Below are 25,157 nucleotides of genomic sequence, written 5' to 3'. Positions count from 1 at the left end.
GCATGACAGATGTAACCGTAAAATCGCTGGCAGCAGAGATTCAAACTCCGGTTGATCGCCTGGTACAGCAATTTGCTGATGCAGGGATCGACAAGTCTGAAGCTGACTCTGTCACCCAGCAAGAAAAAGAGACATTATTGGCGCACTTGAACCGTGGAAACGGTAGTGCTCCAAACAAACTGACCTTACAACGCAAAACGCGTAGTACACTGAACATTCCGAGCACCGGCGGAAAGAGTAAATCGGTGCAAATCGAAGTCCGCAAGAAACGCACTTATGTAAAACGTGATATGACCGAAGCTGAACAAGCCCAGGCCGAAGCGGAAGAGCAGGCGAAGCGTGAAGCGGAAGAACAGGCACAGCGTGCAGCAGCAGAGCAAGCCCAGCGCGAAGCTCAAGAAAAAGCGAAGCGCGCCGCCGAAGAGCAAGCCAAACGTGAGGCCGCTGAAAAAGCTAAGCGCGACGCAGCGGAAAAAGACAAAGTGACAAATCAACATACCGACGAAGTAACCAAACCAGCTCAGGCAGAGAAAGCACGCCGTGAAGCTGAAGCCGCAGAGCTGAAACGCAAAACGGAAGAAGAAGCCCAGCGTAAGATCGAAGAAAACGCGAAACGCGTTGCAGAAGAGGCCCGTAAAATGGCTGACTCTGGCGTCTGGACTGAAGTTGTTGCGCCAAGCGAATCCGAATCCGCTGACTATCATGTCACCACTTCTACCCACGCTCGTGCAGCTGAAGACGAAAATGACGCCAAGGTTGAAGGCGATCGTCGCAGCCGTACTCGCGGTGGCAAAGCGACCAAGCAGAAGAAAGGCAATAAACTGTCTGAATCTAAAGCAGACCGCGAAGAAGCGCGCGCTGTAGGTCGTAACGGTAAAGGCAAACGTAAGCCAAGCACGCTGCAACAGAGCTTCAATAAGCCAGTTGTTGCTGTAAACCGTGACGTTGTGCTGGGTGAAACCATCACCGTTGCTGAGCTGGCGAACAAAATGGCTGTTAAAGGCTCTCAGGTCATCAAAACGATGATGAAGCTGGGCGCGATGGCGACCATCAACCAGGTTATCGATCAGGAAACTGCTCAGCTGGTTGCTGAAGAAATGGGCCATAAAGTTATCCTGCGTCGTGAAAACGAGCTGGAAGAAGCGCTGATGAGCGACCGTGATACAGGTGCGTCAGCAGCTGCTGAGCCACGTGCTCCAGTTGTGACCATCATGGGCCACGTTGACCACGGTAAAACCTCTCTGCTTGACTACATTCGTTCAACGAAAGTCGCAGCGGGCGAAGCCGGCGGTATTACCCAGCACATCGGTGCTTATCACGTTGAAACTGAAAACGGCATGATCACCTTCTTGGATACTCCAGGACACGCCGCATTTACCTCAATGCGTGCTCGTGGTGCTCAGGCAACGGATATCGTGGTTCTGGTTGTTTCTGCAGATGATGGCGTAATGCCACAAACCATCGAAGCTGTTCAGCATGCGAAAGCCGCTGGCGTGCCAATCGTGGTTGCAGTAAACAAAATTGATAAACCAGAAGCGGATCCAGATCGCGTTCGCACCGAACTGTCTCAGTACGGCGTTATGCCAGAAGAGTGGGGCGGCGAGTCTCAGTTCGTACACGTTTCTGCGAAAGCAGGTACAGGTATCGACGAACTGCTGGACGCTATCCTGCTGCAAGCCGAAGTTCTTGAACTGAAAGCAGTTCGCAGCGGTATGGCAAGCGGTGTGGTTATCGAATCCTTCCTGGATAAAGGCCGTGGCCCAGTGGCGACTGTCCTAGTTCAAGAGGGTACGCTGAACAAGGGTGATATCATCCTGTGTGGCTTCGAATACGGCCGTGTTCGTGCAATGCGTGATGAGTTGGGCCGTGACATTTCGTCTGCGGGTCCTTCTATCCCTGTGGAAGTGCTGGGTCTGTCTAGCGTTCCTGCTGCCGGTGACGAAGTGACTGTTGTACGTGACGAGAAGAAAGCTCGTGAAGTTGCCCTGTATCGTCAAGGTAAGTTCCGTGAAGTTAAACTGGCTCGCCAGCAGAAATCTAAACTGGAAAACATGTTTGCGAACATGACCGAAGGCGAAGTTTCTGAACTGAACATCGTTCTGAAGTCTGACGTACAAGGTTCTTGTGAAGCGATTTCTGACGCGCTGCAAAATCTGTCTACCGACGAAGTGAAAGTTAAGATTGTTGGTATGGGCGTAGGTGGTATCACCGAAACCGACGCAACGCTGGCTGCTGCTTCTAACGCTATCATCCTTGGCTTCAACGTACGTGCCGATGCATCTGCTCGCCGTGTCGTAGAAAGCGAAAGTCTGGATCTGCGTTACTACTCCGTCATCTATAACCTGATTGACGAAGTTAAGCAGGCGATGAGCGGTATGTTGGCGCCAGAATACAAACAGCAAATCATTGGTCTGGCTGAAGTTCGTGACGTGTTCAAGTCACCGAAATTTGGCGCAATCGCAGGCTGTATGGTTACTGAAGGTATGATTAAGCGTAACAACCCAATCCGTGTACTGCGTGACAACGTGGTTATCTATGAAGGCGAGCTGGAATCCCTGCGCCGCTTCAAAGATGACGTTGCCGAAGTTCGTAACGGCATGGAATGTGGTATCGGCGTGAAGAACTACAACGATGTGCGTACTGGCGATGTGATCGAAGTATTCGAAATCATCGAGATCAAACGTACCATCGCGTAATCTTAGCGACGTCGCTTATATCCAGTTGGGGGGCCTTGAGCCCCCCTCTTTGTCTGGAGATTGTCTGAAGGAGTTTTATCATGGCAAAAGAATTTAGCCGTACCCAACGTGTCTCCCAAGAGATGCAAAAAGAGATCGCCATCATCCTACAGCGCGAAGTCAAAGACCCGCGCGTAGGCATGGCGACCGTTTCTGGCGTTGAAGTGTCTCGTGATCTGGCCTATGCCAAAGTCTTCGTGACCTTTTTAGATGTTTTGACGACAGACAATCACGACCCTGATCGTGTTAAGAATGGCATTAAAGCTTTGCAGGACGCGTCTGGTTTCATCCGCACGTTGATTGGTAAAGCCATGCGTCTGCGTGTTGTTCCAGAGTTAACCTTTGCTTACGACAACTCACTGGTTGAAGGCATGCGTATGTCTAACCTGGTGACGAACGTAGTGAAGAATGACGCTGAGCGTCGTTCTGCTGCAGGTGATGACGAGGAATAACAATGAGTCGCCCACGTCGTCGCGGCCGTGATATTCACGGCGTTCTGTTATTGGATAAGTCCCTTGGTCTGTCCTCTAACGACGCGCTGCAAAAAGTAAAACGTCTGTATAACGCCAACCGTGCGGGCCATACCGGTGCGCTAGACCCACTGGCTACCGGTATGCTGCCACTCTGCTTAGGTGAAGCGACCAAGTTCTCGCGTTTCCTTCTGGACTCAGACAAGCGTTATCGCGTTGTTGCCCGCATGGGGCAGCGCACGGATACCTCTGATGCAGAAGGTCAGATTATCTCCGAGCGCGATGTCACCTTTAACCAACAGCAGTTGGATGAAGCACTGGATAGCTTCCGCGGCAAAACTCAGCAAATTCCTTCTATGTATTCCGCACTGAAATACGAAGGGAAGAAGCTCTATGAGTACGCCCGTCAGGGGATTGAAGTCCCTCGCGAATCTCGCCCGATTAACGTGTATGAACTGAAGTTCATTCGTTGGGAAGGCTTTGAGGTTGAGCTTGAGATCCACTGTTCCAAAGGCACTTATATCCGCACTATCGTTGACGATTTGGGTGAAAAGCTAGGCTGTGGCGCGCACGTGACTTACCTGCGTCGCTTGCAGGTGGCGACTTATCCTTTCGAACGCATGGTGACGATGGAACAGCTGCATGCGCTGATCGCCCAGGCTGAAGCCGAAGGCATTGAACCGCGCCTGTTACTGGACCCTCTGTTATTGCCAATGGACAGCGCTTGCGAAGATTTCCCTGAAGTAAACCTTTTGCCTGTTGTGGCGGGATACGTGAAGCAGGGGCAACCCGTACAGGCTTCCGGCGCCCCGACGTCAGGCATGGTGCGCATCACCGAAGGCGAAGAACGTAAGTTCATTGGCGTCGGTGAAATTGACGATGATGGCCGCATTGCGCCGCGTCGTTTGGTGGTTGAATACACCGAGTAAGTCATTTCTGCTCACCTTGCGATCGTATTATGCAAAGAGTAGAATAGCGCAGCTTATGCATTGGGTAGCTGAATTAGAGATCGGCACCCGTATTAATTATCTATAATATTTTGGAGTATGATTATGTCTCTAAGCGTTGAAGCTAAAGCTCAAATCGTTGCAGACTTTGGTCGTGGCACTAACGACAGTGGTTCTACCGAAGTTCAGGTTGCTCTGCTGACTGCTCAAATTAACCATCTGCAAGGTCACTTTGCAGAGCACAAAAAAGATCACCACAGCCGTCGTGGTCTGCTGCGTATGGTTTCTCAGCGTCGTAAACTGCTGGACTACCTGAAGCGTAAAGATGTAGCACGTTACACCAGCCTGATCGAGCGTCTGGGTCTGCGTCGCTAATCAAGCGAGTTTCAGTGTAAAGGGGCCAATAGGCCCCTTTATTCTAGGAAGCGACAGCAAATCAGGTTACTGTATGGCTGTTGTTTCTGTAGTACTTTTAAGAACATGAACTTCCATTACAGATGTTTTCGCGCGGCTAATGAGAGACTTTATTGCCACTTTGTCAGGTATATAAGGATTGTCATTAGTCGCGAGAATGTAGTGAGAAGCTCGGATATTTATCGGCGTGAACTGCTGTCATAACAGCTGCGCGCCACAAAAAAGGATATTACATTGCTTAATCCGACTATTCGTAAATTTCAATACGGTCAACATACCGTAACGCTTGAAACCGGTATGATGGCTCGTCAAGCGACAGCCGCAGTTATGGTTAGCATGGACGACACCGCAGTATTCGTTACTGTTGTTGGCCAAAAGAAAGCAAAACCAGGTCAGAGCTTCTTCCCACTGACCGTGAACTATCAGGAGCGTACTTACGCTGCTGGCCGTATCCCGGGTAGCTTCTTCCGTCGTGAAGGCCGCCCAAGTGAAGGCGAAACGCTGACTTCACGTCTGATTGACCGTCCAATTCGTCCACTGTTCCCAGATAGCTTCCTGAATGAAGTTCAGGTTATTGCTACCGTGGTGTCTCTGAACCCACAGGTGAACCCAGATATCGTTGCGATGATTGGTGCTTCTGCTGCACTGAGCCTGTCTGGTATTCCATTCAATGGCCCAATCGGTGCTGCACGCGTTGGTTACATCAATGACCAATACGTTCTGAACCCAACCGCTGACGAACTGAAAACCAGCCGTCTGGACTTGGTGGTTGCCGGTACTCAGGGCGCTGTGCTGATGGTTGAATCTGAAGCTGAAGTGTTGAGCGAAGATCAGATGCTGGGCGCAGTCGTGTTCGGTCACGAACAACAACAAATCGTTATCGACAACATCAACTCTTTAGTTGCTGAAGTGGGTAAAGAGAAGTGGGATTGGCAGCCAGAAGTCGTGAATGCAGAACTGCACGCACGCGTTGCTGCTCTGTCCGAAGCTCGTCTGGGTGATGCTTACCTGATCACTGAGAAACAAGAGCGTTACACTCAGATCAACACCATCAAAGCTGAAGTTGTGCAGACTCTGCAAGCTGAAGATGAGACGCTGGACGCTGGCGAAATCTCTGATCTGCTGGGCAGCATCGAGAAAAACGTCGTTCGTAGCCGTGTGCTGCGTGGCGAGCCGCGTATTGACGGTCGCGAAAAAGACATGATCCGTGGTCTGGACGTGCGTACTGGCGTTCTGCCTCGTACTCACGGCTCTGCTCTGTTCACCCGTGGTGAAACTCAGGCACTGGTTACTGCAACGCTGGGTACTGCCCGTGATGCACAGAACCTTGACGAGTTGATGGGCGAGAAGACAGATAGCTTCCTGTTCCACTACAACTTCCCTCCATACTCTGTAGGTGAAACCGGTATGGTTGGCTCGCCAAAACGTCGTGAAATTGGTCACGGTCGTCTGGCGAAACGCGGTGTGTTGGCGATGATGCCTAAACCAGAAGACTTCCCGTACACCGTGCGCGTTGTTTCTGAAATCACCGAGTCTAACGGTTCTTCTTCAATGGCTTCCGTTTGTGGCGCTTCTCTGGCACTGATGGACGCAGGTGTACCAATCAAAGCGGCCGTTGCTGGTATCGCGATGGGTCTGGTTAAAGAAGACGAAAACTTTGTAGTTCTGTCTGACATTCTGGGTGACGAAGATCACCTGGGCGACATGGACTTCAAAGTGGCCGGTAGCCGTGACGGTATTACCGCACTGCAGATGGACATCAAAATTGAAGGTATTACCCGCGAAATCATGCAGGTTGCTCTGAACCAGGCTAAGGGTGCGCGTCTGCACATTCTGGGCGTGATGGAACAGGCTATCAGCACGCCGCGCGGTGATATTTCTCAGTTCGCACCACGCATCCACACCATCAAGATCAGCCCAGATAAAATCAAGGACGTGATCGGTAAAGGTGGTTCAGTGATCCGTGCGCTGACTGAAGAAACCGGCACTACCATTGAAATTGAAGATGATGGTACAGTTAAAATCGCTGCGACCGACGGTGAGAAAGCGAAATACGCTATCCGTCGTATCGAAGAGATCACTGCTGAAATCGAAGTTGGCCGTATCTACCAAGGTAAAGTTACCCGTATCGTAGATTTCGGTGCCTTCGTGGCTATCGGCGGCGGTAAAGAAGGTCTGGTCCACATCTCTCAAATAGCTGATAAGCGTGTTGAGAAAGTGACTGACTATCTGCAGATGGGTCAAGAAGTTCCAGTTAAAGTTCTGGAAGTTGACCGTCAGGGCCGCGTTCGCTTGAGCATCAAAGAAGCGACTACGCCAAGCTCGGATGAAACTGCAGAGCCTTCAGCTGAGTAATATCTGTAACATTTGTTTTACAGCTCTCTGTCTATAAGGCAGAGAGCTGCTCGTATCATGAGCGCAGGATGCACTTGTGTTAAGCAGGCGGATGACAGGATGTTAATCCAATGTTTGTCTTCGGGAGTGGAAATGAAGCCTTTCTTGCGCTGGTGTTATGTTGCGACAGCACTTATGTTGGCAGGATGCAGCAACCATGATTGGCGTAAAAATGAAGTTCTGGCGATTCCGTTGCAGCCTACGTTGCAGCAGGAAGTCATATTGGCGCGCATGGAACAAATTCTTGCCAGCCGGGCTTTGACAGACGATGAACGCGCACAGCTGTTATATGAGCGCGGTGTACTGTATGATAGCCTTGGACTTAGAGCGTTAGCGCGAAATGATTTTTCACAAGCGCTGTCTATTCGTCCTGATATGCCAGAAGTTTTCAACTACCTGGGGATTTACCTAACGCAGGCAGGCAATTTTGATGCTGCCTATGAAGCGTTTGATTCTGTACTAGAGCTTGATCCAACTTACAACTACGCGCGTTTGAACCGAGGTATCGCACTGTATTACGGTGGCCGATTCTCGTTAGCGCAGGATGATCTGCAGGCGTTTTATCGAGACGATCCAAATGATCCCTTCCGTTCGTTATGGCTTTATCTTGCGGAGCGAGAAATCAATCCGAAGAATGCCGACGTAGCATTGCAACAGCGTTACGACAAAGCGGACAGAGGGCAATGGGGATGGAATATCGTCGAATTCTACCTGGGTAAGATCAGCGAAAAAACGCTGATGGAACGCCTAAAGGCGGAAGCAACGGATAACACTTCGCTCGCTGAGCATCTCAGTGAAACTGACTTCTATTTAGGTAAGCATTACCTAAGTCTGGGGGACAAGAACAGCGCCTTGGCACTGTTCAAACTGACGGTAGCTAACAACGTTCATAATTTTGTTGAGCACCGCTATGCATTGTTGGAATTGGCGCTATTAGGCCAAGAGCAAGACGACCTATCAGAATCGGACCAGCAATAGCTGACGACACCAATCAGCCTTCTTAACCATGGTTTAACCATTTTTAAGCGCCTTAACGGGCGAGGGTTGCTTTGTTCGTTTTATAATCTAATTTGAGCCGGTTCACACTTTTCAATGAAAATGACAGAAAATTTTCTCGACGAGTTATGTAGACTGGCTGCCATTATTAATGAGGCACGTGTACATGACTACTGAGCTTGAAACCTCTTTTGCTGACCTGGGGCTGTCCGCTCCAATCATTTCTGCCCTTACCGATTTGGGCTACGAAAAACCATCACCAATCCAGGCTGAGTGTATTCCTCACCTGTTGAACGGCCGCGATGTTCTGGGCATGGCTCAGACCGGTTCCGGCAAAACTGCAGCCTTCTCTCTGCCACTGCTGCACAACATTGATGCTTCTTTGAAAGCACCACAAATTCTTGTTTTAGCACCGACTCGCGAACTGGCAGTTCAGGTTGCTGAAGCAATGACCGACTTCTCTAAACACATGCATGGCGTGAACGTTGTTGCCCTTTACGGTGGCCAACGCTATGACGTCCAGCTGCGCGCTCTGCGTCAGGGGCCACAAGTTGTTGTGGGTACCCCAGGTCGCCTGCTGGACCACTTGAAACGCGGTACTCTGAACCTCTCTAACCTGAGCGGTCTGGTACTGGACGAAGCCGATGAAATGCTGCGTATGGGCTTCATCGAAGACGTTGAAACTATCATGGCGCAGATCCCGGCTGAACATCAGACCGCGCTGTTCTCTGCAACCATGCCAGAAGCGATTCGTCGTATTACTCGTCGCTTCATGAAAGATCCACAGGAAGTGCGCATTCAGTCAAGCATCACTACCCGTCCAGACATCAGTCAGAGCTACTGGTCTGTGTATGGCCTGCGTAAGAATGAAGCGCTGGTTCGTTTCCTGGAAGCTGAAGATTTCGACGCAGCCATCATCTTCGTGCGTACCAAAAACGCTACGTTGGAAGTGGCTGAAGCTCTGGAGCGCAGTGGCTACAGCAGCGCAGCGCTGAACGGTGACATGAACCAGGCTCTGCGTGAGCAGACTCTGGAGCGTCTGAAAGATGGCCGTCTGGACATTCTGATCGCAACCGACGTGGCAGCACGTGGTCTTGACGTAGAACGTATCAGCCTGGTTGTTAACTACGACATCCCGATGGACTCTGAGTCTTACGTTCACCGTATCGGCCGTACCGGTCGTGCTGGTCGTGCTGGTCGCGCACTGCTGTTCGTTGAGAACCGCGAACGTCGCCTGCTGCGCAACATCGAACGTACAATGAAGCTGACCATTCCAGAAGTTGAAATTCCAACTGCGGATGTACTGGGTGAGCGTCGTCTGGCTAAGTTCGCCGCTAAAGTTCAGCAGCAGCTGGAAAGCAGCGATCTGGATATGTACCGCGCGTTGTTGGCAAAACTGCAACCGGCAGAAGAGCTGGACATCGAAACGCTGGCCGCAGCACTGCTGAAAATGGCTCAGGGCGAACGTCCACTGATCGTTGCTGCTGATCCAGTGTTCAAAAGCCGTCCGCCACGCCGTGAATTCGACGATCGTAATGATCGCGGTGACCGCCGTGAACGCCCATCTCGCGATGGTGATCGTCCTGCACGTGATGGCGATCGTCCACGTCGTGAGCGTCGTGACGCTGGCGAAATGGAGCTGTACCGTATCGAAGTGGGTCGTGATGACGGTGTTGAAGTTCGTCACATCGTTGGCGCTATCGCTAACGAAGGCGACATCAGCAGCCGTTATATCGGTAACATCAAGCTGTTCTCTTCGCATTCAACGATCGAGTTGCCGAAAGGCATGCCGGGCGAGATCCTGTCTCACTTTACCCGCACTCGTATCCTGAACAAGCCGATGAACATGCAGTTGCTGGGTGATGCACAGCCACAGGCTGCACGTCGTGAACGTCCTGCTGGTGCAGGCGGTGAGCGTCGTGGTAACGGTGCTCCGCGTCCTTTCAACGGTGAACGTCGTGAAGGTGGCCGTGGCCGTCCTTTCAATGGCGAACGTCGTGAAGGCAGCGCACCAGCCGGTGAGCGTCGCGCTCCAAGCCGTGCTCCGCGTCGTACTACTGACGCATAATTTGGCTTTTGCTTCGGCAAACGTCAGATAAACAAAAACCAGCCTGCGGGCTGGTTTTTTTATGCGTGCAATATAGGAAGGAAGAAGAGGGCGTTAGCCGATCCGCACTTCTTTCACCAGGTCGCCCTGCAACTGCGAAACAATGTCGAAAGAGTGCAAGCGCGCCTGATGGTCAAAAATCTGGCCATTAATCATCAATTCGTCGGCTTCGGTTTCGCGCAGGATATTTTGCAGGCCGGTGCGGATAGTCTCTTTATTCCCCACCACTGACATGCGCAGTGCCTGATCTACGCCAAAGCGTTCAGACGCCGACCACAGACTTTCAATGTTATCCACCGGCGCTGGCAGTTTGCCCGGATTGCCGCGACGCAGATTGATGAACTGCTGCTGGTTCGAGGTGAACATGCGGCGCGCTTCTTCATCAGTATCGGCCGCGATGGCGTTGATGCACACCATGGCATGCGGCTTTTCAAGCTGCTCGGAAGGTTTGAACTGGCTGCGATAAATCGCCAGCGCCTGATACAGCATGTCTGGTGCGAAGTGGGAGGCGAAGGCAAACGGCAAACCTAGTGCTGCAGCCAGTTGTGCGCTATACAGGCTGGAACCCAGTAGCCACAGCGGTACGTGCAGGCCCTGACCCGGCACGGCTTGTACAGGCTGGCCCGGCTGGACATCGCCAAAGTAGTGCTGCAACTCCTGCACGTCGCGCGGGAAAGTATCCACATCGCCAGACATATGGCGGCGCAGCGCAATCATCGTGCGCTGGTCAGTGCCCGGCGCACGGCCCAGGCCCAGATCGACACGGTCCGGATAGAGCGTTGCCAAGGTGCCGAACTGCTCGGCAATCACTAAGGGTGAGTGATTGGGCAGCATCACGCCGCCGGAGCCTATACGGATGGTTTTGGTGCCGCCAGCGATAAAGCCAAGCAGTACCGAGGTCGCCGCACTGGCGATACCAATCATGTTGTGGTGCTCGGCCATCCAGTAACGCTTATAGCGAAGCTTTTCAGCGTGTTGCGCTAACTCCAGCGAAGAATGAAAGGCTTGTTTAGGGCTTGAACCTTGAGGTACGGGGGCTAAATCCAGCACGGAAAGGGGAACGGTGTATTTCTCAGACATAGTCGTCGCTCACTCGTTGAGGGCTGAGGGCGAAGCCAATCGCCCGCTAATTATACAGGTCAGTATTACCGAATATGTTTGGGCTGAATACTTGATTTGTGCTCTATGTATTTGGCTTTGGGTGAATGTATTTGGTTTAGTTTATAATTTTAACCAATATGTTGTTTCGTGTTAAAAAAACCAGACCGCACCCCGCTATCATGCGTCCTCTTCATGACCTGAAGACGCAAATAGCAACGGACGACGTTCGATGGAAATGGAAATGCCAATGCTCGAATCTCGAGGGTTCTCGCGCTGAGTTTCACTCTGGCAAATAAAAAGGAAGCTAAAACAATGAGTAAGAGAATGTTATTGACCCTGCTGTTAGTAGCAGTGGCCATTTCGCTGGCGGTACTTTTCCGCGCGGGCAACCAGGACTTATTATTGCAGGGAGAAGTGGACGCGCCGGAGGTGATTGTTGCGTCTAAGGCCAAAGGCCGGGTGATTGAACGCTACGTTGAGCGTGGCGATGATGTGAAAGCCGGGCAGCTGCTGATGTCTCTCGACAGTCCGGAACTGATGGCGCAGTTACGCTCACTGGAGGCGGCACGCGATCAGGCCAAATCACAGCTGGAATTGTCGATTAACGGCACCCGCGAAGAGAGCATCCGCAACCTGAAAGCGACGTTGGGACAGGCGCAAACTGAGTACACCAATGCACGCGACGAGTACAATCGTAATGCCAAAGTGGCCTCCAAAGGCTATGTTTCTGCATCAGATTTAGAGAATTCCCGCCGCGCGCGCGACAGCGCTTATCAGCAAGTATTAGTCGCCAAAGCCAACCTCGATGAAGGCGTTAATGGCGACCGTGCCGAGCAACGCCAAAGCTATGCCGCCCAACTGCGTCAGGCCGAAGAAGACCTGCTGGAAGTGAAAGCCCAAACGGATGACTTACAGGTCAAAGCGCCGGTTGATGGCGAAGTCGGGCCAATCCCGGTGGAAGTGGGGGAGCTGCAAAGTGCTTCCAGCCCGTTGCTCACTCTGCTGCGCTTGCCGGACGCCTATTTCGTTTTCAACCTGCGTGAAGACATCCTCGCCGGGATACATAAAGGCGACAAAATCAGAATTCGCGTTCCCGCGCTCAATAACCAAGAAGTGGAAGCCGAGGTGCGTTACATCGCGCCACTGGGGGATTACGCCACCAAGCGCGCCACCCGCGCCACTGGCGACTTTGACCTGAAAACCTTTGAAGTTCGGCTCTATCCGCTGCAAAAAGTGCCTAACATGCGCCAAGGCATGAGCGCGCTGTGGAACTGGAAAGAGTAGTGGCAATGTACCGGGTAAAAGCCGGCTGGCGCTGTTTCTCTCGCTCGTTCAACCGTGAAACGCGCGACGCCTTTCGCAAGCCGGTGATCCACTGGCTGGGTTGGATATTCCCTTTACTGCTGTTCATCCTGATCAGCAGTAACTTCTCCGAGGGTACCTTGCTGAACCTGCCGGTGTCAGTGGTGGATAACGACCACAGCACGCTATCCAAAACGCTGATCCGCAAGATGGACGCCGGTTCGCACGCCCACGTGCAGACTTTTGACGGTGGGTTGCAGGAGGCTGAGCATCGGCTGCGCACCGCGCAGGATTACGCCTTGCTCTACATTCCGCCTGACTTTGAGGCCGACGCGCTGGAAGGCAAACAGCCAAGCGTGGTGCTCTATTACAATGCGCTGTTTTACGGCGCCGGGCTTTACTCCACGCAGGACTTCAGCGGTTTAATCACTGAATTAAATAGTCAATATCGGGCGATTCTGGCCAATGAAATGGGCAAAACCATGCCGCCGCTGGCGAGCGTGGAGCTGCTGTATGGCAGCCTGTTTAACGCCAGCGGCAGCTACATTTACTACCAGCAGTTTGCGGCGATGATCCACCTGATTCAGCTATTTACCGTGACGTGCATGATTTACGTGATGGCGCGCAGCCAGTCCCTGCTGGGCGCGCCGTCTTTTACCTTTGCGCTGTTGGGCAAACTCGCGCCTTATACCCTGTGTTTCACCACGCTGCTGCTGGTGGAAATCGCCATGCTGGTGGGTTTTTTTGACGCGAGGGTCAGCGGCAATCCGCTGTTTATGGTGTTGATTAGCTTCTTCTATGTGATTGCCGCCCAAAGCATCGGGCTACTGCTGTTCACCTTCACCAGCACCACGATCACCGCCTATACCCTGATGGGGATTTTCGTCAGTATCGCGCTGACTTTCTCGGGCATGGCGGTGCCGGAGCTGTCCATGCCACTAGTGGCGCGGATCATCTCGAATATTGAGCCGCTGACCCACGCCCTGTACGCGATGTTTGACATTTTCCTGCGGCAGGTGCCAGCCAGCGCTATCTTCAGCGTGTGCGCCATTTTGCTGATTTACCCGCTGATCACTGGATTACTGGTGCATAAGCGATTGTACCTGCGCCTTAAGAAGCAGGAGCCAGGAAAATGACGCTACGCCAATGGCTTACCACTTACTGGAAGACCTTCGTTAAAGTCCTGACCGGCATGCTCGACAAGCCGATGTGGATGATGTTGCTGATTTCGCTGTGCGTGATGAGCACGGTTTACGCCAATCGCACGGTGTGGGATTTGCCGGTGGCGGTGGTCGATCAGGACCACAGCACGGCCAGCCGGATGCTTATCCGCCAGCTTGATGCCACCTCGAAAATCAAGATGAACAGCTATGACAGCGTGGATCTGGCCGAGAAGGATCTGGCGTGGCGCAAACTGTTCGCGGTGATCATCATGCCGGTCGATCTGGAGAAAAAGATCCTCGCCGGCAGCGACGTGGTGATCCCGGTGTACGGTGATGCCACTAACCGTCTGGCGAACGGCCAGATCCAGCAGGACGTGGTGGCGGCCTACCAGTCGATTTTGACCCAGTACAACACCGAATTGTTGATGCGTAGCGGCTTCAACAGCAAGCAGGCCAATGTGCTGCTGACGCCAATCGTCGGCCAGACGCTGGACCTGTTTAACCCCGGCATCAGCTTTGCGGCCATCATCTTCCCCGGCCTGCTGGTGATGTTGCTGCAACACTCCTTGCTGATCGCCAGCGTGCGGGTGAATATCACCCTCAATAGCGCGCCCGACGGCAAGCCTGCCATCCCGGTTTTCCTCGGCGGGCTGACGGCGCTAATCCCCATCTGGCTGTTCCTGTCCATCGTGCTGTTTGTACTCTGGCCTTGGATCTTGGGGTATCGGCAGACGGCGACCATTCCCGAAATCATCATGCTGACCTTCCCGTTCCTGCTGGCGGTGCTCGGGCTGGGTAAACTGGTGACCGAATGTCTGCGCAGCGTGGAGATGATCTACCTGACGCTCTCTTTCATCACCATGCCGGTGTTCTACATTTCGGGGACCATTTGGCCGTTACAGGCTATGCCGACTTGGGTGCGGGGCGTGTCATCCATGCTGCCGTCCACCTGGGCCACCAAGGCGATTGCGGGGGTCAACCAGATGGGGCTGCCGTTCAAAGAGGTGGGCGGCGATATGCTGATGCTGCTGCTTCTCGGCGCGATTTATACCATTTTGGGTATTGGCTTGGGGATTTTGCGAGACAGCGGGCGGCTGCGTGGCCTGCTGCATCGCAAGAAACCGCTAAAGAATGATTAAGGGATGAAGCGTGGAGAACAGGCGCAGTCGCTGCGCCTGTTTTGGCTTTATTGCACTAATTCCAGCCCGGCGACGCGCTGCCAGTAGCCGTTACAGTCGGCTTTATCCTGCAACTCCAGCGCCGATAGCCCCTGTTCATTGCGGCGGAACTGCTCGAGCACCTGCAAGGTTTGCAGGCTTTCCGGCGACAATCTGACAATATCCACCAAGCCCTGCATTGATGTTTGCTCATTGCCGAGGTTGTAGCAATAGCCGCTTTGGGTCTGAATGCCGTTGAGCACGAACACCTGCTGGTTCTCCTGCGACAGCACTTTGCGGCCCTGCGGATACTTGATGCAGCAGGTTTCACAATCATCCTTGGCCCGGTCTTCCGAGCGCGCGGTAAAGCAGCGCGCCGAGTAGGCCAGCGGCAAGTGGCCGTAGGAGAGCACTTCCACCTCGAACTTGCCGCCAATCCCCATGTCCTGACACTGATTGAGCAAGTTCACCAGCCAGTCGCGAGAAAGCTCCACCGGCATGCACCAGCGCGTCATGCCCTGTTGATGCAGAATCTTAAGAGTGGCGGCGTTGTAGCAGTTCAGCGCGTGCCCGGCGACAAACGGCAGTTTGCGCTCGGCCGCCATGTTCACCGCGCCAAAATCATTGGCTTCCAGCAGAAACTCGCCGTTTTCCACGTAGCGTTTCAACTCGTTCAGTTCCGACGGCGCTTGCAGCAGCGCGAGGGTTGAAAGCACCACCTGTTTGCCGCTGGCGGCGAGCTGGCGGGCGATTTCCAGCCAGTCATTGACCTTCATCTCGCGGCGTTTGGTACAGACATTTTCGCCGAGATAGATGATATCGGCGCTGCTGCTGGCGGCGGCCTGATAAAACGCCTCAACGTCCTGCTTCGTCCAGTAATAAAGGATGGCGCCTAAAGAGTATTTCATCGTTTCCCCTGCCATTATTGCCACTTGCGGTGGTAGGCACCGAGCGTGGTTTGGGTGCCTTCTGACATTGAACCTAGCTGCGTCATCCACTGAGTATCCGTGGTGAACGCCTGCGGATTGGCCGCACAGCGATCAATAGCGGCGCGCCAGACGCGGGTTACTTCGCTGACATAGGCCGGGCTGCGCTGACGCCCCTCGATTTTCACCGACGCGATATTGGCGGCAAACAGCTCAGGCAGCAGCTCCAGCGTATTCAGGCTGGTGGGCTCTTCCAGCGCGTGGTACTTCGCGCCGTCCACCAGATAGCGCCCCTTGCACAGCGTCGGATATCCGGCGTTTTCGCCTTCGTCATAGCGGTCAATCAGCACATTGTTGAGGCGCGACTCCATGCCCTGTGCCGTCTGCTGCCAGCGAACAAAACGCGCGGGAGAGCAGGCACCCACGGTGTTTGGCGACTCGCCGGTCAGATAGGAGGAGAGGTAGCAGCGGCCTTCCGCCATGATGCACAGGCTGCCAAAGGCGAACACCTCCAGCGGCACAACGCTGGTACGCGATAGCTGGCGGACCTGATGCATCGACAGCACGCGGGGAAGCACCACGCGGGCAACATCAAAATTGCGCTGATAAAATTTAATGGCTTCATCGTTGGTGGCCGAAGCCTGAACCGACACGTGGCGCTCAACCTGCGGGTAGCGTTTGGCTGCATAATCGAGCATCGCGATATCGGCCAGGATCAGCGCGTCGGCGCCCAGCTGCGCGGCCATGTCGACGGCGCGCTCCCAGCGCTCAAAGCCGTCAGGATGGGCGAAGGTGTTAATGGCGATATGCAGCTTGCGGCGGTGGCGATGTACGTAATTTGCCGCCTCCTGCAATTTCTTCTCAGTAAAGTTCAGACCGGCAAAATGGCGGGCATTGGTATCGTCTTTCAGGCCGATATAGACCGCGTCGGCACCCTGATCAATGGCCGCTTTCAACGCGGGCAAATTACCCGCCGGGCAAAGTAGCTCCATGGTTTATTCCTGACTTTAGCCGGTAAAACTGCGCCGGTAAGAATGAAAGAGGGAGGCTCGCTGACGTAAGGCCTTCATCAGAGAGCATTTTACTGGGGACCTATTTTAGAGAAGGCGGACGCGCAGTATTTTGATTTGAGGCAGTTTATACCCGGTTGGAGCCGACTCGGGGCGAGGGTGGTTGTGCGCGCTTTCTTTCTGTTGCAGTATTTATTGATGCAGGACGCGGTACTGAATAGGCGATGTGGCAAAATAGGGCCCATCTCTTGAGCAAATCAGTGTCCAACGTTACTTAAAGGAGTGGTGCCAGTGTTGCAAAAACTACGAGCACGTATGGTGCGTCAGGGGCCGTCATTACTAAGTTTGCCGGTAAAATTCACGCCTTTCGCCGTACAGCGGCAGGTTTTGCAACAGGTACTTAGCTGGCAATTCCGGCAGGCGCTGGCCGAGGGCGATTTGGATTTTCTCGAAGATCGCTGGTTAAAAATCGAAGTCAGCGATCTTGGTCTAAGCTGGCTGATGTCAGTTGAAGATAGCAAGCTGGTGATTAGCGAGCAGGGCGAGGCGGATGTCAGTTTTAGCGGCAATGCTAACGATTTGGTACTGATCGCCGCGCGCAAGCAAGACCCTGATACGCTGTTCTTCCAGCGCCGGTTGCGTATCGAAGGAGATACGGAACTCGGGCTGTACGTCAAAAATCTGATGGACGCCGTCGATCTGGACAGCATGCCTTTGCTGCTGAAAAGCGGCTTAATGCGCCTGGCAGACTTCATTGAAGCAGGTTTACAAGAGGACCGCGAGCCTGGCGCTCCGGTAGTGCAAACATGTTAATTCGTACCGAAATACCGATTGATGCCGCCGGCATAGACCGTTTATTGCGCGAAGCTTTCAAGCGCGACGACGAAGCAGACTTGGTCAGAGAGCTGCGCGAAGACGGTTTGCTAACCCTCGGCGTGGTTGCCACCGATGACGAAGGTCAGGTGGTCGGCTACGTGGCTTTCAGCCCGGTTGATATCAAAGGAGAAGACCGTAATTGGGTCTCTCTGGCACCGTTGGCAGTCGATGAATCACTGCGCGGGCAGGGCTTTGGCGAAAAGCTGGTGTACGAAGGTTTGGACTCACTCAATGAGTTCGGCTACGCCGCCGTGGTGGTGCTAGGCGATCCTAACTACTATCAGCGTTTCGGCTTTAAACCCGCAGCCCAGCACGACCTGCACTGCCGCTGGTCAGGCACGGAAGCCACTTTCCAGCTCTACACCCTGAGTGATGACGCCCTCAATGATGCCCACGGCGAAGTGACTTTCCCGGCGGCGTTTAATCGTTTTTGAGTCTGACGGGCTGCTTATAAAAAGCACGTATCCGTTGAAATATTAATCACTTCCTTCTATAGTATCTGTACGGTAAAAAACCGTACAGATATGCATTTCGTGCATCTCTCCAAATTATAAAATCACAAAAGAAGAGAATAGCTGCCGTCTGTGCGTTAGCAGTCTAGGAGTACCACATGTCAGCCTTGAAGAAACAGCGCATCGATCTGAGATTATCCGACGCTGATAAAAGCGCGATCGAAGAAGCTGCGGCAATGTCCAACCAGACCATCACGCAGTTTATGGTTGCCAGCGCCTCGAAACGTGCTGCCGAGGTTATCGAACACCATCGGCGACTCATCCTTAACGAAGAGTCGTGGAATTTGGTGATGGATGCCCTCAGCAACCCACCTGAACTGAATGATAGATTGAAACGAGCCGCCAAGCGTCTCGAGAATATGGAGTAAGAGGTGGACGATTTAACAATAGGGATGTTGGTTGAAGACGCCGAATATGATTTTGAGGCATTTGACTGCGGAGAGGAATCTCTCAACGTTTTTCTGGCCGAGCACCTTGTGCGGCAACACAGAAATCGCATTTTGCGCGGTTATCTGCTCATAACCAAAGAGCCAAAACCCAAGGTCTTAGGTTATTACACGCTGTCGGGCAGCTGCTTTGAGAAGGCTGCTCTGCCATCAAATACTCAGAAAAGAAAAGTGCCTTATGAAAATGTCCCGAGCATTACATTGGGCCGTTTGGCGGTTCATAAAGATCTGCACGGGCAGGAGTGGGGAACCACGCTGGTAACTCACGCCATGAAGGTGGTTTACTTAGCTTCTAAGGCCGTTGGCGTTCACGCACTGTTTGTTGATGCGCTGAATGTGAAGGCAAAAGGCTTTTACCAGAAACTGGGTTTCATCCCTCTTGCTGGCGATAATGCCCATTCTCTTTTCTTACCGACTAAGTCGATAGAAAAGCTTTTCTCTTCCTAATTTACTGTTTACTTGACCAAATAACTCTCCAAACTCCCCGGCTGTTCTTTCACCAGTTTCTCTTTCTGCGCTTTCGTCAGTTTCTTCACTTTTAGTTCAAGCTTTGAGGCCAGTGAGCGATCTCCGGCGGCGCAGTGGAACACTAATTCTAGTTCGCCTTTACCGCGCAGCGCTTTGGCGCCTTTACCCGACTGATGCTGGGTCAGGCGGCGTTCGACTTCGGTGGTGATGCCGGTGTAAAGCATGCCGGACGGCGTGCGCAGCATGTATAAAAACCAGCGTGATGGCTCGGCAGACTCGGACATTTTGAATGGCAACGCGATGCTATGAATTGAAGTTGAACGGCAAGTTTACCTTATCGCGCCGATAGCGCGCTAAACTGGCGGCAGTTAATTTTGAGGGGCAGTGCATGACTGACGCGACCGATGTAAAACATATCAGCACCTTTCTTGATGACAATCACGTGCTGGCGCTGTGCGCGTTGGCAGATGGGGAGATGTGGAGCGCCAACTGTTTTTACGTGGCGGACACGGAAATCATGACGCTCTATTTCATGACCGAGCTGAAAACCCAACACGGTGCGATGATGGCAAAAAACCCGCAGGTGGTGGGCACCATTGCACCCCAGCCGGAGAGCATTGCGCTGATTCGTGGCATTCAGTATCGCGGCGAGGCGGTGATTCTCTCTGGTGATGAAGAGCAGGCGGCGCGCCAGCGTTATTGCCAGCAGTTCCCCATTGCGGCAACGATGAAAGCCCCCGTTTGGGCGTTAAAACTCAATGAAATCAAGATGACCGACAATAATCTCGGGTTTGGCACCAAGTTGAGATGGCAGCGTAGCGAAAGCTAGATTGGCAGACACCAAAAGGGCCGGTTTCCCGGCCCTGTGGTTCAAACTATTCAGTCAAACTATCGCATTAGTTTGGCTATTTAGTTGAGTTATGCCGCCAGCACTCTAAGCGACTCGCGGTTAAACGCAGGTAAGTCATCTGGCGTGCGGCTGGTGACCAGCGTGTCGTTATCGACCACCACTTCTTTGTCGAAGAACTCGGCTCCGGCGTTTTTCACATCAACCACCACCGGTTTCACTGTAGTCAGCTTGCGTCCGCGAATGACATCCGCGTTAATCAGCAGCTGTGGGCCGTGGCAAATGGCGAAAATAGGCTTGCCGCTTTTGGCGAATTGGCGAGTAAACTCGACGAAGCGATCGTCGCCGCGCAGAGTATCTGGCGAGTGGCCGCCCGGCAGCAGCAGAGCGTCGAAGTCAGCGACTTTGACATCATCAATAGATTTATCAATGGTGACTTTGGCTTTGCCCTGCTTGCCATGAATGACATTTCCGGCTTTATGCTCAATGGTGATCACTTGGTGGCCGGCTTTCTTGTAGGCTTCCGCTGGCGAGGTGAATTCTGAGTCTTCAAATTCGTCAGTGATTAGGACTGCAATTTTCTTGCTCATCATGTCTCCCGTTGCTTAATGGAAAATGTCTTGATGTATAAAGCTTGGACCCCATGACGGCTGAGGTCAAACCGGATTCGTCCGAGTCTGTTTCTCCATCTGGCTTATAATCAGTCAGTAACAAGATATGTCTGATGGCGCTCCCGCGCAGAAAAGACAACGCTACGCGGCTGAATCGACATAAGGAAATATCATGGCAAAGGTACTTTTGCTGGGGGCCAGCGGGCTGGTGGGGGCGGAGCTGCTCTGCCTGCTTGAGCAAGACTCACGTGTGAGTCGCATTGTTGCCCCGACGCGGCGACCATTGGCCTCACTGAGTAAGCTGGTCAACCCCGTCGGCGATGATATCCCCGCGCTGGTGGCGGACCTGGATGAGCCGATAGACCTTTTTTTCTGCTGCTTAGGCACTACTCGCAAGCAGGCGGGAAGCGCGGCGGCTTTTCGCGAAATCGAATTCAAGATGGTGGTGAACAGCGCCATCGCAGCGCGTAAACTCGGCGCCAGCCATTGCCTGCTGGTCAGTGCCAACGGCGCCAACCCTCATTCGCGTTTAATCTATAACCGCACTAAAGGCGAGATTGAACAGGCGCTGATTGCGCAGAAATGGCCACTGCTGACGCTGATTCGCCCCTCATTGCTGGTGGGACAGCGCCAGCCTCCGCGCTTACTCGAACAGCTCAGCGCGCCGCTATTCAAGCTGCTGCCCGGCAAATGGAAAGCCATCGATGCCCTCGACGTGGCGAAGGCGATGCAGCAACAGGCATTCAATGCCGGTCTGGGCGGTATCACCGTGCTGGAGTCCAACCAGCTGGCCGCTATCGCCCGTCAATAAAGCCCGTGATATTTACCAACTCAGCGTCTGCCCGTCTCGCGCCGCGATGACGTTTTCCGGCAATGGGTTGCTCTGGAGCCATAAATCCAGCTTGTGGCTGATATGGGTCAGATAGGTTTTGCCCGGTTTTAACTGCTCATGGATAGCCAGCGCCTGATGAACGTCATTGTGATTTTTGTCGGGGATGTCGCGCGGCGGGTGGCTGCAATCCAGCACCATGGCATCCAGTGGGATCTCCTCCAGATATTTTGCCGTCGCCAGCGGCAAACCGGCGGTATCGGTGAGGTAAGCCAGCGTCGCCCACTCGGTTTTAATCAAATAGCCGAAGGTGATTTTAGAATGATTGAGCGGCAGCGGCGTCAGTTGCAGGTTGCCGAAATTACGGGGGACAAAGGGTTGAAACGGCGGCTGAAAATCCAGAATGCCCGGATGTTTGAACAGGTCGTCGCAGCCGTTTTCATCCGGCGGACCATAGACCGGGATCGCATTTCCAACACCCCAGCGCAACGGAAATAACCCCTGAACGTGATCCATATGATAATGTGTAAGCCAAAAACGCTGAATTTCGCCCGCCGCAAACTGTTGGGCTAACTCCGGCAATCCTGCATCAATCAGCGTCACTTCCCCCTGATATTCCAACTTTGCACTGCAAGGCTGACGGCGAAACGCCGGGTCTTTTCGCGCCTGTTCACACACGCCGCAGTCGCAGCCAAAAACGGGCACCTGCTGTGCTCCGCCGGTGCCGAGAAAGGTCAATTGCATGCACGGATCCTTTAATGGAGTACTCAAAGGTATTTTTCGACAAAGCTTTCGAGGTTGCGGAAATCAGGCATGCGCGCTCTTAGCGTCTCGTGATCCCAGTTCCACCACTGGCTGCGCTCGATTTTCTCAATCAAGCCGTCGTTAAAACGCATACCAATCTTCTTCGCCGCCACGCCCGCCACGATGGAGTAAGGCTCGACGTCTTTGGTCACCACGGCTGAGGTGCCGATCACCGCGCCATTGCCCACTTTCACGCCGGGCATAATCACCGCGTTGTGGCCGATCCAGACATCATTGCCCACGGTGACGTGATGCTCGCGGCGCCAGTCGAAGAAATTCACGTCATCTTCACCCAAATCATAGGCCGAAGCGCGATAGGTAAAGTGGTGCTGAGCAATGCGATTATAGGTCGGATGGTTGCCCGGATTGATGCGCACATAGGTGGCAATCGAGACAAATTTGCCAATGGTGGCGTAATGAATCTGGTTGTTACCGGCGGTATAGGAGTAGTCGTCGATAGTGGATTCTTCAAAGATGGCGTTATCTGAGATGTGAACGTAGCGCCCGGCACGGGACTTATTCATCACCACGTTTTCGCCGATTTTAGGCTGCGAGAAGTCGATTTCAGCGTGTTGCGGGTTTTCAACAATATCACTCATGGCTCAACCTTCTGGGGAGAAATAGGATAGAGAAACGCGGTGGAAGGCGCAGCGAGTAGCTGCAACAGTCCTGCCAGCGTCTGTTGTAACTGGCCGTTGTTTTCCAATCTCTGACAATGGGCGGGCATCTGATTGGCGTACTGCGCCGCCCGTTGCAAACGATGCTGGATCTGCTCGCTGTTTTCCCGCCCGCGCTGCTCTAAACGCTGGCGCAAAACCTCTTCGGACACCTGCAAGCAGACTGGGATAAGCCGCTGGCCGTAGCGCTGCATCGCCTGTTCCAGATAAGCACGAGAGCCGTTGATCACCACGTTGCAGCCTTGCTGCATCCAGTGGTCTATCTCAATGCCGATCGCGTAATGGCAACCGTGAGCCTGCCACTCCAGCGCAAACAGGCCGCGCTCGGCTCGCTGGGAAAACTCATGCTGGCTGAGGGCAATATGGTTCTCCGAGCCAGCATTGGCAGGGCGAGTAATGTAGCGATGGGCCACCATCAAATTGGGCGGCAGGTCGTGGCGCAGGGCATCCAGCAGGCTATCCTTGCCTGCTCCCGATGCGCCCATCAAGTAAACGAGTCGGCTCATCAATCATTCCTTTATCAAAACACCTGAATTCCCTGACGCCACACGTTCTTCACATAGTGGTGGTCGGCGTGGGTGCGAGCCAGCACCAAATCGGCGCGTTTTCCTTCAGCGATCACGCCCCGGTCTTGCAGACTCAGCGCGCGGGCGGGGTTACGCGTCACCAGACCAACCGCCTGCGGCAGCGTGAAGCCGTTGCTGTCGTCATTGGCGATACGGAACACGGCGTCGAGCAGGCTGGCCGGGTAGTAGTCAGAAGACAGGATGTCGAGAATACCCAGTGACGCCAGATGATGCGCGGCGACATTGCCAGAATGCGAGCCGCCTCGAACGATATTTGGCGCACCCATCAACACTTGCAGGCCACATGCGTGTGAGGCCCGCGCAGCCTCTTCAGTGGTCGGGAATTCGGCAATCACGCTGCCCAGCGCGCGCGACTCTTCGACGTGCGCGGTGGTGGCGTCATCGTGACTGGCCAGCGCGATGCCCAGATTGCGGCAGTGCTCGGCGATGGCGTAGCGGTTCGGTTTGGCCCAGCGCAGGGAGTTCTGGATTTGATCTTCCTGAAACACCTCCATCTGGTCGTCATTCAGGTTGTATTTGCCCTGATAGTATTCGCGGTACTTTTGCGGCGTGGCGAACTGGCGCTGGCCCGGCGAGTGGTCCATTAGGGAGACCAACGACAGCACTTCGGTGTGCATCAGCTTCTCAAACAGCGGCAGAGTGCTTTCGTGCGGCAGCTCGCAGCGCAGGTGCAGGCGATGCTCGGCGCGGTTCAGGCCCGCCTTGCCGCTGTTGACCACGGCGTCGATCATCTTTTGCAGGTTTTCCAGACGATGGCCACCGTCGCGCACGTCTCCCACCGCCACCGCGTCGAGCACGGTGGTAATGCCGCTGGCGACCATCAGCGCGTCGTGGCTGCTCATCGCCGAGTGGGCCGGCCAGTCAACTTTCGGGCGCGGGGTGAAGAACTTGTCGAGGTTATCGGTATGCAGCTCGATAAGCCCCGGCAGCAACCAGCCGCCTTCAGCATTGATCGCCTGCGGCAGTTGGCTGCTGGTGTCGGCGAAGGCGGTAATGACGCCGTCCTGCACTTCCAGCGAGCCTTTAACTACCTGATCTTCTAGGACCAAATTGACATTGTTAATGATCATGCTGGGATCTCCGCAGAGGGCGCTGGTGTCATGGCATAGAGTCTATCGGCGACGCGCTCGCGCACGTCTTCATCGTGGAAAATGCCTACGACGGCGGCTCCGCGAGCTTTGGCTTGCTGGATCAGGGTCACCACCGCGGCGCGGTTGGTGGCATCCAGTGAGGCGGTCGGTTCGTCGAGCAGTAAAATCGGGTAGTCGACAATAAAACCGCGCGCAATGTTCACGCGCTGCTGTTCGCCACCGGAGAAAGTGGACGGCGCGAGGTGCCACAGGCGCTGCGGCACGTTGAGGTGAGTGAGCAGGTGGCTGGCACGATCTTCGGCCTCGGCTTTGTCGACGCCCAGTTCAATCAGCGGCTGCATCACCAGATTCAGGGCGCTAATACGCGGGATCACGCGCAGAAACTGGCTCACCCAGCCGACGGTGTGGCGGCGCACGGCGAGAATTTCCCGCGCTTCTGAGCCCACCATGTCGACCCACTGGCCCTGATGTTCGACCCAAATATGGCCGCTGTCCGGCAGGTAGTTGCCGTAGAGCGAACGCAGTAAGGTGGATTTTCCGCTGCCGGAGTGGCCGTGAAGCACAACGCATTCCCCGGCATCAACTTGCAGGCTGGCGTTATTGAAAACCGGCAACCGTGCGCTGTTCTGGTTATGTAATACAAAGGTTTTACTGAGGTTTTCGACCCTGAGCTTTGTCGTCATTTTT

Annotated in this window: 27 protein-coding genes; 17 read left to right on the top strand and 10 right to left on the bottom strand. The window is 53.8% G+C overall.

Translation table 11 applies throughout. The features are described 5' to 3' along the window. Window positions 1-2 precede the first annotated feature (2 nt). The 8 genes from infB (at window position 3) to ACT3RR_RS17265 (ending at window position 10,024) form a co-directional block, all read left to right on the top strand. Complete coding sequence (infB, locus tag ACT3RR_RS17300) at window positions 3-2,696, top strand: translation initiation factor IF-2 (RefSeq protein ID WP_486031541.1); 2,694 nt, start codon at window positions 3-5, stop codon at window positions 2,694-2,696. An 80-nt stretch (window positions 2,697-2,776) separates the two neighbouring features. Next, a complete protein-coding gene (gene rbfA / locus ACT3RR_RS17295; protein WP_034795277.1) occupies window positions 2,777-3,187 on the top strand; it encodes a 30S ribosome-binding factor RbfA in 411 nt (136 codons plus the stop codon). Between the two features lie 2 nt (window positions 3,188-3,189). Further along, a complete protein-coding gene (gene truB, locus ACT3RR_RS17290; protein ID WP_496200822.1) occupies window positions 3,190-4,134 on the top strand; it encodes a tRNA pseudouridine(55) synthase TruB in 945 nt (314 codons plus the stop codon). Between the two features lie 123 nt (window positions 4,135-4,257). Beyond that, window positions 4,258-4,527, top strand: a complete 270-nt coding sequence (gene rpsO / locus ACT3RR_RS17285; RefSeq protein WP_034795283.1) for a 30S ribosomal protein S15 — start codon at window positions 4,258-4,260, stop codon at window positions 4,525-4,527. Window positions 4,528-4,800: 273 nt separating this feature from the next. After that, the gene (pnp, locus tag ACT3RR_RS17280) at window positions 4,801-6,921 is read left to right on the top strand and encodes a polyribonucleotide nucleotidyltransferase (protein WP_353500683.1); all 2,121 of its coding nucleotides are present in this window, start codon (window positions 4,801-4,803) and stop codon (window positions 6,919-6,921) included. A gap of 132 nt (window positions 6,922-7,053) precedes the next feature. Continuing rightward, a complete protein-coding gene (gene nlpI / locus ACT3RR_RS17275; RefSeq protein WP_034795290.1) occupies window positions 7,054-7,938 on the top strand; it encodes a lipoprotein NlpI in 885 nt (294 codons plus the stop codon). A gap of 114 nt (window positions 7,939-8,052) precedes the next feature. Continuing rightward, window positions 8,053-8,133 carry a protein YrbN gene (gene yrbN, locus ACT3RR_RS17270; RefSeq protein ID WP_096335046.1) on the top strand — a complete coding sequence of 27 codons (81 nt, stop codon included), beginning with the start codon at window positions 8,053-8,055 and terminating at the stop codon, window positions 8,131-8,133. Continuing rightward, the gene (locus ACT3RR_RS17265) at window positions 8,123-10,024 is read left to right on the top strand and encodes a DEAD/DEAH family ATP-dependent RNA helicase (protein ID WP_353500684.1); all 1,902 of its coding nucleotides are present in this window, start codon (window positions 8,123-8,125) and stop codon (window positions 10,022-10,024) included. Before yrbN ends, ACT3RR_RS17265 begins: the two co-directional genes overlap by 11 nt. A gap of 93 nt (window positions 10,025-10,117) precedes the next feature. Here ACT3RR_RS17265 and ACT3RR_RS17260 read toward each other — a convergent pair whose 3' ends face one another. After that, entirely contained in the window at window positions 10,118-11,143 is a 1,026-nt protein-coding gene (locus ACT3RR_RS17260) for a luciferase-like monooxygenase (RefSeq protein ID WP_496200821.1), read from the bottom strand. A 333-nt stretch (window positions 11,144-11,476) separates the two neighbouring features. On the opposite strand from ACT3RR_RS17260, the gene ACT3RR_RS17255 reads away from it, so the two are divergent. The 3 genes from ACT3RR_RS17255 to ACT3RR_RS17245 are packed head-to-tail and all read left to right on the top strand — an operon-like array spanning window position 11,477 to window position 14,768. Beyond that, window positions 11,477-12,448 carry an HlyD family secretion protein gene (locus tag ACT3RR_RS17255; protein ID WP_353500686.1) on the top strand — a complete coding sequence of 324 codons (972 nt, stop codon included), beginning with the start codon at window positions 11,477-11,479 and terminating at the stop codon, window positions 12,446-12,448. Window positions 12,449-12,453: 5 nt separating this feature from the next. Further along, the gene (locus ACT3RR_RS17250; protein ID WP_353503877.1) at window positions 12,454-13,602 is read left to right on the top strand and encodes an ABC transporter permease; all 1,149 of its coding nucleotides are present in this window, start codon (window positions 12,454-12,456) and stop codon (window positions 13,600-13,602) included. After that, window positions 13,599-14,768, top strand: coding sequence for an ABC transporter permease (locus ACT3RR_RS17245; protein WP_396132298.1), 1,170 nt, complete (start codon window positions 13,599-13,601; stop codon window positions 14,766-14,768). Before ACT3RR_RS17250 ends, ACT3RR_RS17245 begins: the two co-directional genes overlap by 4 nt. Before the next feature lie 47 nt (window positions 14,769-14,815). On the opposite strand, the gene ACT3RR_RS17240 is transcribed toward ACT3RR_RS17245, so the two are convergent. Both ACT3RR_RS17240 and ubiU read right to left on the bottom strand, forming a co-directional pair. Then, on the bottom strand, window positions 14,816-15,694 hold the full coding sequence (locus tag ACT3RR_RS17240) for a U32 family peptidase (protein WP_353500688.1): 879 nt from the start codon (window positions 15,692-15,694) through the stop codon (window positions 14,816-14,818). Window positions 15,695-15,708: 14 nt separating this feature from the next. After that, the gene (ubiU, locus tag ACT3RR_RS17235; RefSeq protein WP_496200820.1) at window positions 15,709-16,704 is read right to left on the bottom strand and encodes a ubiquinone anaerobic biosynthesis protein UbiU; all 996 of its coding nucleotides are present in this window, start codon (window positions 16,702-16,704) and stop codon (window positions 15,709-15,711) included. A 309-nt stretch (window positions 16,705-17,013) separates the two neighbouring features. Between ubiU and ubiT the strand changes: the two genes are divergently transcribed. The 4 genes from ubiT to ACT3RR_RS17215 all read left to right on the top strand — a co-directional run bounded on the left by ubiT (window position 17,014) and on the right by ACT3RR_RS17215 (window position 19,003). Then, on the top strand, window positions 17,014-17,535 hold the full coding sequence (gene ubiT / locus ACT3RR_RS17230) for a ubiquinone anaerobic biosynthesis accessory factor UbiT (RefSeq protein WP_353500690.1): 522 nt from the start codon (window positions 17,014-17,016) through the stop codon (window positions 17,533-17,535). Further along, window positions 17,529-18,032 (top strand): GNAT family N-acetyltransferase, encoded by a 504-nt coding sequence (locus tag ACT3RR_RS17225; protein ID WP_353500691.1) that lies wholly within the window; start codon window positions 17,529-17,531, stop codon window positions 18,030-18,032. The genes ubiT and ACT3RR_RS17225 overlap by 7 nt, the downstream gene beginning before the upstream one ends. 176 nt (window positions 18,033-18,208) lie before the next feature. Next, the gene (locus ACT3RR_RS17220; RefSeq protein ID WP_485902034.1) at window positions 18,209-18,478 is read left to right on the top strand and encodes a type II toxin-antitoxin system TacA family antitoxin; all 270 of its coding nucleotides are present in this window, start codon (window positions 18,209-18,211) and stop codon (window positions 18,476-18,478) included. A 3-nt stretch (window positions 18,479-18,481) separates the two neighbouring features. After that, the gene (locus ACT3RR_RS17215; protein ID WP_496200819.1) at window positions 18,482-19,003 is read left to right on the top strand and encodes a GNAT family N-acetyltransferase; all 522 of its coding nucleotides are present in this window, start codon (window positions 18,482-18,484) and stop codon (window positions 19,001-19,003) included. An 8-nt stretch (window positions 19,004-19,011) separates the two neighbouring features. Here the strand turns inward: ACT3RR_RS17215 and ACT3RR_RS17210 are convergent, their stop codons facing one another. Further along, window positions 19,012-19,308, bottom strand: a complete 297-nt coding sequence (locus ACT3RR_RS17210) for a GIY-YIG nuclease family protein (RefSeq protein WP_485902038.1) — start codon at window positions 19,306-19,308, stop codon at window positions 19,012-19,014. Window positions 19,309-19,412: 104 nt separating this feature from the next. On the opposite strand from ACT3RR_RS17210, the gene ACT3RR_RS17205 reads away from it, so the two are divergent. After that, complete coding sequence (locus ACT3RR_RS17205) at window positions 19,413-19,853, top strand: YhbP family protein (RefSeq protein WP_496200818.1); 441 nt, start codon at window positions 19,413-19,415, stop codon at window positions 19,851-19,853. A gap of 89 nt (window positions 19,854-19,942) precedes the next feature. Here ACT3RR_RS17205 and ACT3RR_RS17200 read toward each other — a convergent pair whose 3' ends face one another. Further along, window positions 19,943-20,461 (bottom strand): type 1 glutamine amidotransferase domain-containing protein, encoded by a 519-nt coding sequence (locus tag ACT3RR_RS17200; protein WP_034795315.1) that lies wholly within the window; start codon window positions 20,459-20,461, stop codon window positions 19,943-19,945. Between the two features lie 193 nt (window positions 20,462-20,654). Here ACT3RR_RS17200 and ACT3RR_RS17195 point away from each other — a divergent pair, with 193 nt between their 5' ends. After that, window positions 20,655-21,293, top strand: a complete 639-nt coding sequence (locus tag ACT3RR_RS17195; protein ID WP_496200817.1) for a hypothetical protein — start codon at window positions 20,655-20,657, stop codon at window positions 21,291-21,293. Between the two features lie 12 nt (window positions 21,294-21,305). On the opposite strand, the gene phnP is transcribed toward ACT3RR_RS17195, so the two are convergent. The 5 genes from phnP to phnL are packed head-to-tail and all read right to left on the bottom strand — an operon-like array spanning window position 21,306 to window position 25,153. Further along, the gene (phnP, locus tag ACT3RR_RS17190) at window positions 21,306-22,055 is read right to left on the bottom strand and encodes a phosphonate metabolism protein PhnP (RefSeq protein WP_496200816.1); all 750 of its coding nucleotides are present in this window, start codon (window positions 22,053-22,055) and stop codon (window positions 21,306-21,308) included. Between the two features lie 23 nt (window positions 22,056-22,078). Further along, window positions 22,079-22,714 carry a DapH/DapD/GlmU-related protein gene (locus tag ACT3RR_RS17185; RefSeq protein ID WP_496200815.1) on the bottom strand — a complete coding sequence of 212 codons (636 nt, stop codon included), beginning with the start codon at window positions 22,712-22,714 and terminating at the stop codon, window positions 22,079-22,081. After that, window positions 22,711-23,298 carry a ribose 1,5-bisphosphokinase gene (phnN, locus tag ACT3RR_RS17180; RefSeq protein WP_485902047.1) on the bottom strand — a complete coding sequence of 196 codons (588 nt, stop codon included), beginning with the start codon at window positions 23,296-23,298 and terminating at the stop codon, window positions 22,711-22,713. The genes ACT3RR_RS17185 and phnN overlap by 4 nt, the downstream gene beginning before the upstream one ends. A gap of 14 nt (window positions 23,299-23,312) precedes the next feature. Beyond that, window positions 23,313-24,449 carry an alpha-D-ribose 1-methylphosphonate 5-triphosphate diphosphatase gene (phnM, locus tag ACT3RR_RS17175; protein ID WP_353500698.1) on the bottom strand — a complete coding sequence of 379 codons (1,137 nt, stop codon included), beginning with the start codon at window positions 24,447-24,449 and terminating at the stop codon, window positions 23,313-23,315. After that, window positions 24,446-25,153, bottom strand: coding sequence for a phosphonate C-P lyase system protein PhnL (gene phnL / locus ACT3RR_RS17170; RefSeq protein ID WP_496200814.1), 708 nt, complete (start codon window positions 25,151-25,153; stop codon window positions 24,446-24,448). The genes phnM and phnL overlap by 4 nt, the downstream gene beginning before the upstream one ends. Window positions 25,154-25,157 lie beyond the last annotated feature (4 nt).

The organism is Ewingella sp. AOP8-B2-18, from assembly GCF_052376015.1.
GTDB classification, from domain to species: domain Bacteria; phylum Pseudomonadota; class Gammaproteobacteria; order Enterobacterales; family Enterobacteriaceae; genus Ewingella; species Ewingella allii.
This window is presented reverse-complemented; position numbering and strand designations above follow the sequence as displayed.